Here is a 12,806-nt window from a genome sequence, read left to right on the forward strand (position 1 = left end):
GTTTCTGCTTTTTGCAGTTATCGGATTTTGCATGAAGCAGATGAGCGGATTCTGCTTTATGCAGATCATCGGATTTTGCATGAAGCAGATGAGCAGATTCTGCACGAAGCAGATCATCGATTTCTGCATGAAGCAGATGAGCGGATTCTGCACGAAGCAGATCATCGATTTCTGCATGAAGCAGATGAGCAGATTCTGCTTTTTGTAGAAAGAGAATCGGAATAAAAACCTATAAAAGAGAAACTTATGAAAGAGAAAGAATTAAAGATCCAATACCAGATAGCTGAACTCTCGGAGTTGGGCGAAACAGAGCAGGAGTTGGTGAAGAAGGCGATGGACGCTACGAATCATGCCTATGCCAACTACAGTCATTTCTACGTAGGTGCAGCCTGTCTTCTTGCAGACGGCAAGATGGTGATAGGTGCCAATCAGGAGAATGCGGCATTCCCATCGGGACTATGTGCCGAGCGCAGTGCTATCTTTGGTGCGCAGAGCTATTATCCTGAACTGGCGATTACCACCCTGGCGATAGCTGCCCGCAATGAGAACGGTTTCCTCAAGTCGCCTATTTCGCCCTGCGGTGCCTGCCGCCAGGTGATATTGGAGATGGAGGACCGCTATCAGAAGCCCGTCCGCATCCTGCTCTATGGCGAGAATGGCATCTTCTGCTTCCACAGCATCAAGGACCTCCTCCCCTTCTCTTTCGTGGATGCGAACATGAAGGAATAAAGGTTATTGCCCCATGCGCCCTGAACCAACGATCACCGGCCGTTGGTTCAGGGCGTGTGGCGAATCGGGGCGATTTGTCTTATTTCAAACCTCCTAACATGTGGCGAATCTGGGCGATTCTTGCCTTTTCATTGGGAGTGTTCCTATACTTCAAATACCCTTCCAGGGAAAGCTCGAAACATTTCTTCGCCTTCTTCCTTTCTTCTGCCGATGAACCCGAACTTTCCGAAGAACCCGAAGCCTTTTCTGAAGAAGAAGCCCCCGGACTTTCTGCTGCGAAGAGATGGCAGAAGCCCAGGCGATAATAGGCATCAGGCTTCTCATTATCCCAACAAATAGGCAGCATCTTCCCGTAGAGCGGCAAGGCACGGTCATATTGCTGGAGCGCAAAATAACTCTCCGCATCCATCCAGTAATAGAGCGAAAGCTCATGGGGAGCCAAACCCTGCAACTGCGGAAGCACCTCATCAAAGAGCCGGATGGCTTCGGCATACTCCCACTCATAATACAGGCACACCGCCAGATAAGCCCGGTAGCGGGGATTCAACTTGTAACGCCTGTTGAGCGGCTGGAGCAACACCAGGCACTCATGAAACTTCTCGGAAGCGAAGTAATCCAATGCCCTCGCCAACTGCTCGGCATCCGCCTTCCTATCACCCTTCTTCTCTTGAAAGGAAGCGCTTTCCGCTGCCGTTTCCGAGCGGTTCAAGGAGGGGCTGAAGGCACAAAAGCTCCTACCCCCAGAAAGGGCCAAAGCTCCAATACCCGGCACTGCCCAACCCGGCAAACTTCCCCAGACAAGCAGACTGCCAACCAATATCCTAAACTTCATCTACTCCTCCTCCCCATCATCATACTCCGACTCATAGCAGCCGGCATCAGGCGTCTCCTTTCTTCTCAATCCATTCCTGTCTACAGGCAATGAGGTGGCTGCATCAGCCTTTCCTATCGCTGCCGACTCCTTGCGGAGACGGAAATCATACTTCAGATTATCGGTATCGAACAGCACGAAATGCTTCTCGCCATACATCGTGGTATCCTTCACATCCTCATAAATGACATTGGTAAACTTCAGACTGTCGTCCCCCTGCATCTTCTCCGTGCGCAACACGCAATGGTCGAAGAGGAAATTGAAGGCATCCTCCTCTTTCGGAGCCTCCCAAACCACCTCATCATCATGATAACCCGTTACGAGCGAATTTCTCACCTCGAAACGAGGCAACGGAGAGGCAAAACCGATGGCCGACTCGCGACGACCATCAAACGGATAGAACTGGGCAATGGTGCAGCCGTTTACCTCAACATCTCCACCCTCTACATAGAGCGGATGTTTCAGGCAGTTGGTTATCTGCGAGTTATAAATCTGCACCTTGGCAGAATCAACCCTCACTCCGTAGCCCTGACTGTTATGAACCGTAGCATTCTCGATGAGCAGCTTCTGCTTCGTAGCATCGCCCGGTTCTATCATCACGGCATTGTAGGCACTATGAATATCAGCAAACGAAATCCTACAGTCATGAGCCGAAGACATCAGTCTGATGCCCTGCCATTGTCCCGGCGTGCGGTCATAAGGCAGATAATCGAACATGTGGTCCAGTCGGTCGCCCCGCATCACCACTTCCCTGTCCTTCTCGCCCTCAATCTTCAGCGAACCGAACACCTGCAAGCCTGCATTCTCGTGGAAATAGAGTTGGGTGCCCGGAGCTATGGTCAGCGTAGCCGCCGAATCAACCCTGATGCCGCCATAAACCACAACCGGCAACGTGCTCTCCAGAAGCTTGTCTTCCTTCACCTCAAGCGAATTGAGTTTCATCGCATCCCATGAAAACGCCCTCAGATTCACCTTCTGCTCCACGCCGCTTTCCAGCGCAAACACCAGGTTATCGCTCACCAGCTGCGGCTTTTCGCTGTTCTGCATCGCCGTAGTCAGCTCTACAAACACGCGTATGCTGTCACCCTTCCTGATCTCCACATTCTGCGTCTGGAATCCCGCTTCGCTGCCCAGATAAGATCCGTCAACATTCACCCGGTAGCCCTTCTGGTTACCATTTTCCAGACGCACCGACTGGCAGCGCAGCCCCTTGCCCGTACGGTTGTAAACCCAGAAGCTTCGGGTAGGAGTAGGCACATTCGAGAAGGTGGTGTCCATCTTCAGCGTATCTACCGAAAACGACAGCACATCTCCCCTCGACGTTGAGAAACTCTCATCGTCGGCACAACTGGCAAGCAGGGCGCTCATCGCCATCCCCACACCCATTATATACAAAAATCCCTTTTTCCGTTTCATATCTATAAAAACGGAAAAAGGGAAATATTATTGTATCTGATTCTACATGAACAGGGCAAAGATAGAGGCACCCACAACCGTCATCACACCGCAGACCACGATGCTCAGACTGCTCATGGCACCCTCGATGGTACCCATCTCCATCGCCTTGGCAGTACCCAGGGCATGGGCAGAACAGCCGATGGCGATACCCTTGGCTATCGGTTCCTGGATGCGCAACAGCTTCAGGAACTTCTCGGCAAAGATATTGCCCAGCACACCCGTAACGATGATAACTACCACTGACACAGCCACATGGCCGCCCAACTCCTCAGACACGCCGATACCTATCGCCGTAGTGATGCTCTTAGGCAGGAAGGTGACGTAAGAGGCATGGTCGAAATGGAAAAGCAGGGCAAGCAGCAATACGGAGCACAAACTGGCAAGGACACCCGACACGATGCCTGCCACCACAGCCCGATAGTTCTTCTTGAGCAATTCTACCTGCTGATACAGAGGAACAGCCAGACAGATGGTGGCTGGAGTAAGCAGATAGCTGATCATATTGGCACCGGCAGAATAGGTCTTGTAGTCTACACCCGTAAGGAGCAACACGCAGATTACCAATACGATAGCAATGAGAAGGGGATTCATCAGCGACCACCCCGTCTTCATCTTCAGCAGCATACCGATACCGTATGATGCCAGACTAATCAGAACTCCGAAGAACACGGAATCCTGGAAAAGCGAAATAGAACTCATCATCATTTCTTTGCCTCCTTTTCTGTCTTGTTTTCTGAAACTTCTACACTTGCAAGGCTTTCAGCAGTCTTCTCCTGCTGCGCCTTCATCCGGTTCTTACGGATTACCATCTGGGTAATCCATCCCGAAACACCCATCACGATGAAGGTGCTCACCACCGTCACAATGATATACTGCAGCCACGAATTGCCTATCGCCTGCCAGGAATCGATGAGCCCCACGGCAGCAGGGATAAACATCACCGGCATGACGGCAATCAGAAAGCTGCTCGTCTCACGAATATCCTTCACCTTAATCCATTTCAACTCCAGTGCCCCGAAAAGCAAGATGATGCCATAGATACTGGCAGGAATCGGCAACGGCAGCAGGAAATGGAGCAGTTCTCCCGCAAAAGAGAACGCTATGATTATCAAAAATTGAATTAAAAACTTCATCCTGAATTACTTTTTACTTTGAACCTTGAACTTTGAGCTTTGAGCTTTGAACCTTGAACTTTGATCTTTGAACCTTGAACTTTGAGCTTTGAGCTTTGAGCTTTATGATTACCCATGCCCCCCTGAGCCACCGTTGAATCCGATTCCATCGGATTCCCTCCCCAGGAAAGGCCAGCAGGAAGCCCAAAAGCAAACCTCTCTCTTACAACAACCCTATATACTGTTCAATGATGCTGGCAGTCTTTTCTGCCCCCAGGCGCACGGTATCGAGGCAGATGTCATAGTCATCGGCATTGCCCCAGGTAAGCCCGGTATAATACTTATGATAGGCGATGCGGCAGTCATCCGCATGCTCCACGAACTCCTCAGCCTCCAGTCTTCCCAGACCTTCCTCATGGCGGATATTCGCAATGCGCTCCTCAAGATTGCCCTTCAGGAACACCGAAACGAGATCCTTGCGGTCGCGGAAGATATAATTGCCGCAACGGCCGATGATGATGCAGTTCTCCTGCCCAATCATATCCGTCAATACCTGAATCGGCTTTTCGGTGAGCGCCTTCTGAGGCTCACCCAGGGAAGACATGGCAAAGAGCAGCTCGTCTACCGGACGCTCATCAAAGAACGACTCCATCTCATCAAGCACCCCATGCTCCCGTGCCATATCCATCAAAGTCTTACGGGTATAGAAAGGGATGCCATAATGTTCAGCCAGCAACTTGCCCACATGAACAGCGCCACATCCACATTGGCGCGCAATCGTAATAATCATAACTCTAAAACTATTAAATCAAAACCTATATATGCCAAGAAAGCTAAGAAGATTTGACTCTTCTTAGCTTTCTCGAAGTCGGGGCGACAGGATTCGAACCTGCGACCACCTGTTCCCAAAACAGGAGCGCTACCGGGCTGCGCTACACCCCGCTAACAATAGAAGCGATAACCAGAAGCAATGATTTGAAGTCGGGGCGACAGGATTCGAACCTGCGACCACCTGTTCCCAAAACAGGAGCGCTACCGGGCTGCGCTACACCCCGCTTCTAAACCTACCCAAGGACTATCTGAGAGAAATGTCGGGGCGACAGGATTCGAACCTGCGACCACCTGTTCCCAAAACAGGAGCGCTACCGGGCTGCGCTACACCCCGTCTTTTTCTCTATGATAACCTCTTATCATTTAGGGCAAGTATCATTTCTGATTTGCGGCTGCAAAGGTACAACATTTTTTTTGTTTCACCAAATTTTTGAATAACTTTTTTCTAAAAAAGATTCTTTTCCCTCTGTTCGCCTGCCTTTATATACGAATATAGGGCAACTTCATACCGAAATCGCCCTATATACCTTATTATATATAATATATATGATTGCTCAATACATACTACTTGATGATTCCCTCTTCTACGAAAATCTTCTTCAAAATCTGGACAGCCTGCTCAACCTGGTCTCTTGTGTGAGTAGCCATGAGGGCAAAACGTACCAATGTATCCTGAGGAGCACATGCTGGAGGGATAACAGGGTTGATGAACACACCTGCATCATAAGCCATCTTGGTAACCACGAAGGTCTTCTCTGCATCGCGTACGTAAAGAGGAATGATTGGACTCTCTGTCTCACCAATCTCGAAACCTTCCTCACGGAAACGCTTCAATGCATAGTGGGTAACATCCCAGAGATTCTCGAAACGCTCTGGCTCATTCTGAATGATGTGGAGTGCCTCAAGCGCTGCTGCTGTAGCTGCAGGAGTATTGGATGCACTGAAGATGTAGGTACGGCAGTTGTGACGGAGGAAGTTGATGGTATCCTTGTCTGATGCGATGAAACCGCCGATAGATGCCAAGCTCTTTGAGAAGGTACCCATGATGAGGTCTACCTCATCGGTCAGACCGAAGTGGTCGCAAACGCCACGTCCCTGCTTGCCGAATACGCCAAGGCCATGAGCCTCGTCTACCATGATAGAGCAGTTGTACTTATGCTTGAGCTTTACGATCTCAGGCAAGTTAGCCAAATCGCCCTCCATAGAGAACACGCCATCCACAACGATGAGCTTGATAGCATCCTCAGGAAGCTTAGAGAGCACACGCTCCAGATCTTCCATATCGTTGTGCTTGTAGTGAAGCTGGGTAGCGAAAGAGAGACGGCGACCGTCTACGATGGAAGCATGGTCGCGATCATCACAGATGATATAGTCGTTACGACCTACCACACATGCCAACACACCCTGGTTCACAGAGAAACCAGTAGAGAAGCACAATGTCTCATCCTTACCCATAAACTCAGCGAGCTCTTTCTCGAGCTGCACATGTAAATCGAGGGTACCATTGAGGAAGCGGCTTCCTGCACAGCCAGAACCGTACTTGTCGAGCGCAGCCTTAGCTGCATCGATAACGCGCTGATCGTTGGTTAAACCCTGATAAGCATTAGAACCGAACATCAAAATCTTGTGACCGTCTATATCGGTAACCTCGGTCATCTGCTTACTTGTGATTTCACGGAAATATGGATACACACCGGCAGCCATATACTTCTGTGGTTCACGATAATTCTTGTATCTTTCTTGTAATTGTCCCATTATTAATAGGTGTACTTTATTTTCGATTTTTTATTTTTCTACATTTCAGGGTGCAAAGATACAAAAAAAGACTAATAAATCCGCTATTTTCCTAAGAAAGTTTATTTTTAGCGTTTTTTTTAATGATAAATCTTGCCATTTTAGGTATTTTTATTACTTTTGCAGTACAAAATCACTAAACTCTTGACACAAAAATGAAGAAAAAGATAATATTCATCATGAATCCCATTTCGGGAACAGCCAGCAAGGCTGGCATTCCGAATCTGATAGATTCAACTTTGGACAAAGAGCTTTTTGAGTACGAGATAAAATTGACTGAAAGAGCAGGACATGCATCGGAACTGGCTACAGAGGCTAAGAACAATCACGCTGACATCGTAGTGGCAGTAGGCGGTGATGGGACCGTCAACGAAGTAGCCCGTTCGCTGGTTCATTCGGACACGGCCCTTGGCATTCTGCCTTGCGGTTCGGGCAACGGACTGGCACGCCATCTTCTCCTGCCGATGAACCTGAAGAAGAGCATCGAGGTAATCAACGCAGGCAAGATTCACGACCTCGACTATGGCGTCATCAACGGTCATCCATTCTTCTGCACCTGCGGCATGGGCTTCGACGCCTTCGTCAGCATGAAGTTTGCAGAGAGTGGAAAACGGGGACCTATCAGCTATGCTGAAAACATACTGAGAGAAGGACTGAAGTATGAGCCGGAGACGTATACGCTGGAAGACGAGACGGGAACCAAGCAATACAAGGCGTTCCTGATTTCCTGCGCCAACGCATCGCAATATGGCAACAATGCCTATATTGCCCCACAGGCTTCGATGAGCGACGGACTGATAGACGTTGTCATCATGGAGCCGTTCGATGTGATTGAGGCTCCGCAGGTCAGTTTCGACATGTTCAACAAGACACTCGACAAAAACTCGAAAATCAAATCGTTCCGTTGTAAGAAGTTGCATATCACGAGAAGCCAGCCTGGCGTGATACACTATGACGGCGATCCGGTTATGACGGGAGCCGAAATAGATGTTCATCTTGAAGAAAAAGGCATCAAGATGGTAGTTAACCCGTTTGCTGACAAGAGCGTACGCAAGCCAAACATGATACAGAATGGCATTGCCGAGTTCTTCAACGACCTGAATGCCGTGCGCGACGATATCCAAAAGGACATCCAGCGACAGAGCAAGAAGGTGGAAGCCATCAGCAAAATGGTGCAAAGGAAACTGAACCTTTGATATTGTGATTAAAGAGTAGTGAGTAGTGATTAATTTGCCTGCGGGTTGACATCATCCCTGTGCAATTACCCACTAATCACTACTAAACAATCACTACTCACTAATAATTAATCACTACTAAGCAACCACTATTCCAGATAAAATTCTTCCGTAATTTTCGCATACCATTCAGAGCGGTTTCCTTCAGAATCCGTCATGATTTCCGTGCACTTATCCATCATGCCCGCACGACTCTTGGAGAAGGCAACAAGATAGCGCTTGGGCTGCTTGCGCTCCACCGTCTTCACACCACACTGTCGGACAATTGAAAGTCCTGAGCAATAGGCTTCTGAAACAAAAGACTCCAGCACATCGGCTGGCACTATCGCAGAGAACACGCCCTCATCGGAAAGCCATCGCCTGACACCCTTCATCAGAACCGGAAACGGCAGACTGTCAGAATGCCGAGCCATCGCGCGCTTACTGTCAGGATTTTTCAGCCCGTTCACAAAGAAAGGCGGATTGCTTACTATCGCATCGAAAAGTATTCCGTCAGCCTTAGCCGCTTCCGACTTTTCCATCATTTTCTCATCCTCCTTCATCACCTTGCCATTCCCCATTTCCATCCTTTCATCCTGTCCCCTCAACAGATGTTCTTCAGAAAGATCCTGCAAGGCGCAGCACGCTATCCCTACCCGGTCGGCAAAAGGACTGGCAGCCACATTCTCCCTAGCCTGCATGCAGGCATCCGGATCAATATCTATTCCCCAAACCTGAGCCTCAGGGAAACGCTGCGCCATCATGAGCGAGATAAGTCCCGTACCCGACCCAATGTCGAGTATACGTTGTCCACCCTCAGCCCATGCACCCAGCAGCACCCCGTCGGTGCCCACCTTCATCGCACAGCGATCCTGCTGTATTTCAAACTGTTTAAATGTAAATCCAGCCATAAATCTTCTCTCGTTATTTTTTATTTTCCAAAACTATCCATTTCAGAGATAATAACGTGCAACAGTGCCATATATTGTAAAATATCGGGAAAAAGACTTCTTTTGTCACTCATAACGGAGATAAATCGGCTTTTATTTATTAAATAATCTATACTTCTACACGAATTCGCAAAAAAATGAGTAACTTTGCACCTTAAAAATAAGAATTCGATAAAAGAAATGAAAAGAAACGAAACTCAGATACAAATGTTTGCCGATTTCGAGGGCGATCCAAGCTCATTGCTCACAGAAAATCCGGCAGGAATCTATCCGATGCTCTGCACCAGAGAGCTCGTTGCCTTTCCTACTGTGCTCATCCCTATCGTCGTGGGGAGAACTGCCAGCAAGAATCTGGCAGAAAAACTGGCTAACAAGCCAAATACCATCTTCTGCGTCTTCTGCCAGAAGAACAAGGATGAAGACCATCCAAAGGAAGCCGACCTTTATGATACCGGTGTCTTCGCCAAACTCGTAAAGGTAATCAACATGCCTGACGGTTCGGGCAACCAGACCATCATCATCCAGTGCCTGAGCAGATGTCACCTGGAGAAAATCGAGAAAACCACTCCATACTATAGCGCCAGCGTAACCAGTCTGCCGGAAATATGGCCAGCGGAAAACGATACCGATTTCCCAACCATCCACCAGACACTCCTGAAGGAAACCATCAGCTATATCAACGCCAACGATAATATCCCTACCGACCTGGCTTATGCCATCAACGAGATGTCGCATAGCACCATCCAGGGAAACTTCATCTGCAGCGCCATCCCTTTCAGCATCGAAGACAAGATAAAGATGCTGGAACAGGACACACTGAACGACCGTCTGCTGGAAGCCCTCAGGGCTTTGCACAAGGAATCGAAACTGCTCCACCTGCAGAACGAAATCAGCATGAAGACCCGCTATGACCTGGACGAGGAACAGAAGGAATACTTTCTGAAACAGCAGATAAGAAACATCAGAAAGGAACTGGGAGATGGAGACGGAAGACCGGAGAGAAAGGAAATCATAGAGAAAGCCAAAGGAAAGAACTGGAACGAGGCCACTCAGAAGATATTCAAGAAGGAACTTGCCAAGCTGGACACCATCCATCCGCAAAGTCCAGACTACTCCATACAGATAAGCTTCCTGCAGACCATGGTAGACCTGCCTTGGAATGAATATACCGAGGACGACCTGAGTCTGTCGCGCGCCAAGAGAATACTGAACCGTGACCACTACGGCATGGAAAAGGTGAAGGAGCGCATCCTGGAATACCTGGCTGTAAGAGCACTGAACGGCGGACAGAAGAGTCCGATACTCTGCCTCTACGGTCCTCCGGGAGTTGGAAAGACCAGTCTCGGCAAGAGCATCGCCGACGCCATGAAGCGCAAATACGTGCGCATGTCATTGGGCGGTCTGCACGACGAGGCAGAAATACGCGGTCATCGCCGCACCTATATCGGAGCCATGCCAGGACGCATCATCAAGAACATCCAGAAGGCTGGCAGCAGCAACCCTGTCTTCATCCTCGACGAGATAGACAAGGTGGGCAAGAACAACTTCCAGGGAGACCCGGCATCGGCTCTGCTCGAAGTGCTGGACCCGGAACAGAACAACGCCTTCCACGACAACTATCTGGATGCCGACTACGACCTCTCGAAGGTTCTCTTCATCGCAACAGCCAATGACCTGGGAAGCATTCCACGCCCATTGCTCGACCGTATGGAGCTGATAGAAGTGGGCGGATACATTACCGAGGAAAAGATAGAAATAGCCAAGCGCCACCTGGTACCTACGGAACTGGAGAACAACGGTCTTGACAAGCAGGAGGAGAAAATCAGCTTAAACAAGGCTGCCCTGGAATGCATCATCGAGCACTATACACGCGAAAGCGGAGTAAGACAGCTGAAGAAGCAGATCAACAAGTGCCTGAGAAAGGTGGCATACAAGATGGCATGTGACGGCAAGCTGGAGCATCCTACCATCGGCATGGACGAGGTGAAGGAACTCCTGGGCAATCCCCCATTCAACCGCGACATCTATCAGGGCAACGACTATGCCGGAGTGGTAACCGGACTGGCGTGGACCTCTGTGGGCGGCGAGATTCTCTTCATCGAGACCTCATTGAGCCGTGGCAAGGCAGGCAAGCTGACCCTTACCGGCAATCTGGGCGACGTGATGAAGGAGTCGGCAGTCATCGCCCTGGAATACATCAAGTCGCACATCGACCTGCTGGGCGTAGACTACCGCATCTTCGAGAACTGGAATCTCCACATCCACGTACCGGAAGGAGCCACTCCGAAAGACGGTCCGTCGGCAGGTATTACCATCGCCACCAGCATCGCCTCGGCCATCACCCAGCGCAAGGTTCGCAAGAACACAGCCATGACGGGCGAAATCACCCTGCGCGGAAAGGTTCTGCCAGTAGGCGGCATCAAGGAGAAGATACTTGCAGCCAAGCGCGCCGGCATCACCGACATCGTAATCTGCAAGGACAACCGCAAGGACATCGAAGAGATTCCGGCAAAATATCTTAAGGGCGTATCCTTCCACTATGTAGAAGACGTGGCCGACGTATGGGAATTTGCCCTCACCGATGAAAAGGTAAAGCACCCTATCGACTTCACCATTCCAGAAAATGACAAAAAGAATTAAAAATGAAATTTGAATTACAAGTAACAGATAAGGCTAGCGATGCACGCACCGGCATCATCACCACCGACCACGGACAGATCAAGACTCCTATCTTCATGCCAGTAGGAACGGTGGGCAGCGTGAAAGGTGTACACTTCGAGGAACTCAAAAAGCAGGTGAAGGCTCAGATCATCCTGGGCAATACCTATCACCTCTATCTGCGTCCGGGACTTGAAGTAATCAAGGCTGCAGGCGGACTGCACAAGTTTAACGGCTGGGACCGCCCTATCCTCACCGACAGCGGCGGCTTCCAGGTATTCTCGCTCACGGGCATCCGCAAGCTGAAGGAGGAAGGTTGCGAATTCCGCTCACACATCGACGGAAGCAAGCACTTCTTCACACCGGAAAACGTGATGGATACGGAGCGCATCATCGGTGCCGACATCATGATGGCTTTCGACGAATGCCCTCCGGGACAGAGCGACTTCCAGTATGCCAAGAAGAGTCTTGAACTGACCCAGCGCTGGCTGGACCGCTGCCTGAAGCGCTTCAACGAGACCGAACCGCTCTACGGCTACCATCAGAGCCTCTTCCCTATCGTACAGGGCTGCACCTTCCCGGAGCTCCGCCGCGAGGCAGCCAAGTTTATCGCAGACAAGGGAGCAGACGGCAACGCCATCGGAGGTCTGGCTGTAGGCGAACCTACCGAGGTGATGTATGAGATGATAGAAGTGGTGAACGAAATCCTGCCAAAGGACAAGCCACGTTACCTGATGGGCGTGGGTACCCCTCAGAACATCCTGGAAGCCATCGAGCGAGGCGTAGACATGTTCGACTGCGTGATGCCAACCCGCAACGGAAGAAACGCGATGCTCTTCACCTACAACGGCACCATGAACATGCGCAACAAAAAATGGGAGATGGACTTCAGCCCAGTGGATCCGGACGGATGCGAAATCGACCAGATTACCAGCAAGGCATACCTGCACCACCTCTTCAAGGCACAGGAACTCCTGGCGATGCAAATAGCCAGCATCCACAACCTCTCGTTCTATCTGCGACTCGTTACCGATGCACGCCAGCATATAGAGCAGGGCGACTTCGTACAGTGGAAGCAATCTGTCATCGACCAGCTCGGCAGAAGAATTTAAATTACTGAAGTTAGGAGTAAGAAGTCTCAGGAGCATGGAGCCCCCGACGGCTCCTACTCCCGGAAAATACTGATTTA

General features: G+C 50.0%; 12 protein-coding genes and 3 tRNA genes. 5 read left to right on the forward strand and 10 right to left on the reverse strand.

Features of this window, described 5'->3' with window-relative positions; all coding sequences use genetic code 11:
- The first annotated feature begins 40 nt into the window (after positions 1 to 40).
- Complete coding sequence (locus tag ACTQ16_RS12075; protein WP_441937606.1) at positions 41 to 208, forward strand: hypothetical protein; 168 nt, start codon at positions 41 to 43, stop codon at positions 206 to 208.
- A 38-nt stretch (positions 209 to 246) separates the two neighbouring features.
- The gene (locus ACTQ16_RS12080; protein ID WP_294969797.1) at positions 247 to 729 is read left to right on the forward strand and encodes a cytidine deaminase; all 483 of its coding nucleotides are present in this window, start codon (positions 247 to 249) and stop codon (positions 727 to 729) included.
- A 79-nt stretch (positions 730 to 808) separates the two neighbouring features.
- Here ACTQ16_RS12080 and ACTQ16_RS12085 read toward each other — a convergent pair whose 3' ends face one another.
- The 9 genes from ACTQ16_RS12085 to spt all read right to left on the reverse strand — a co-directional run bounded on the left by ACTQ16_RS12085 (position 809) and on the right by spt (position 6,756).
- Positions 809 to 1,561, reverse strand: a complete 753-nt coding sequence (locus tag ACTQ16_RS12085) for a tetratricopeptide repeat protein (RefSeq protein ID WP_441937608.1) — start codon at positions 1,559 to 1,561, stop codon at positions 809 to 811.
- A complete protein-coding gene (locus ACTQ16_RS12090) occupies positions 1,562 to 3,016 on the reverse strand; it encodes a right-handed parallel beta-helix repeat-containing protein (RefSeq protein WP_441937610.1) in 1,455 nt (484 codons plus the stop codon).
- 42 nt (positions 3,017 to 3,058) lie between these two features.
- Entirely contained in the window at positions 3,059 to 3,760 is a 702-nt protein-coding gene (locus ACTQ16_RS12095) for an LrgB family protein (RefSeq protein WP_256621031.1), read from the reverse strand.
- Positions 3,760 to 4,191, reverse strand: a complete 432-nt coding sequence (locus tag ACTQ16_RS12100; RefSeq protein WP_294969804.1) for a CidA/LrgA family protein — start codon at positions 4,189 to 4,191, stop codon at positions 3,760 to 3,762. The genes ACTQ16_RS12095 and ACTQ16_RS12100 overlap by 1 nt, the downstream gene beginning before the upstream one ends.
- 202 nt (positions 4,192 to 4,393) lie before the next feature.
- Positions 4,394 to 4,960: an AAA family ATPase gene (locus tag ACTQ16_RS12105; protein ID WP_153122311.1), complete on the reverse strand. Its 567-nt coding sequence runs from the start codon at positions 4,958 to 4,960 to the stop codon at positions 4,394 to 4,396.
- A 78-nt stretch (positions 4,961 to 5,038) separates the two neighbouring features.
- A tRNA-Pro gene (locus tag ACTQ16_RS12110) sits at positions 5,039 to 5,112 on the reverse strand.
- A gap of 39 nt (positions 5,113 to 5,151) precedes the next feature.
- Positions 5,152 to 5,225, reverse strand: a tRNA-Pro gene (locus ACTQ16_RS12115).
- Positions 5,226 to 5,261: 36 nt separating this feature from the next.
- Positions 5,262 to 5,335: transfer RNA gene (locus ACTQ16_RS12120), tRNA-Pro, on the reverse strand.
- A 230-nt stretch (positions 5,336 to 5,565) separates the two neighbouring features.
- Positions 5,566 to 6,756, reverse strand: a complete 1,191-nt coding sequence (spt, locus tag ACTQ16_RS12125) for a serine palmitoyltransferase (RefSeq protein ID WP_294969807.1) — start codon at positions 6,754 to 6,756, stop codon at positions 5,566 to 5,568.
- Between the two features lie 194 nt (positions 6,757 to 6,950).
- On the opposite strand from spt, the gene ACTQ16_RS12130 reads away from it, so the two are divergent.
- Complete coding sequence (locus tag ACTQ16_RS12130; protein ID WP_294969810.1) at positions 6,951 to 7,991, forward strand: YegS/Rv2252/BmrU family lipid kinase; 1,041 nt, start codon at positions 6,951 to 6,953, stop codon at positions 7,989 to 7,991.
- A gap of 128 nt (positions 7,992 to 8,119) precedes the next feature.
- Here the strand turns inward: ACTQ16_RS12130 and ACTQ16_RS12135 are convergent, their stop codons facing one another.
- Positions 8,120 to 8,920 (reverse strand): tRNA1(Val) (adenine(37)-N6)-methyltransferase, encoded by an 801-nt coding sequence (locus ACTQ16_RS12135; protein WP_441937612.1) that lies wholly within the window; start codon positions 8,918 to 8,920, stop codon positions 8,120 to 8,122.
- A 219-nt stretch (positions 8,921 to 9,139) separates the two neighbouring features.
- Here ACTQ16_RS12135 and lon point away from each other — a divergent pair, with 219 nt between their 5' ends.
- Both lon and tgt read left to right on the forward strand, forming a co-directional pair.
- Positions 9,140 to 11,599 carry an endopeptidase La gene (lon, locus tag ACTQ16_RS12140; RefSeq protein WP_441937613.1) on the forward strand — a complete coding sequence of 820 codons (2,460 nt, stop codon included), beginning with the start codon at positions 9,140 to 9,142 and terminating at the stop codon, positions 11,597 to 11,599.
- 2 nt (positions 11,600 to 11,601) lie between these two features.
- Positions 11,602 to 12,729, forward strand: a complete 1,128-nt coding sequence (tgt, locus tag ACTQ16_RS12145) for a tRNA guanosine(34) transglycosylase Tgt (RefSeq protein ID WP_294969818.1) — start codon at positions 11,602 to 11,604, stop codon at positions 12,727 to 12,729.
- Positions 12,730 to 12,806 lie beyond the last annotated feature (77 nt).

Origin of the sequence: Prevotella sp. LCP21S3_D2 (genome assembly GCF_052118345.1) — a bacterium.
Lineage (GTDB): Bacteria > Bacteroidota > Bacteroidia > Bacteroidales > Bacteroidaceae > Prevotella.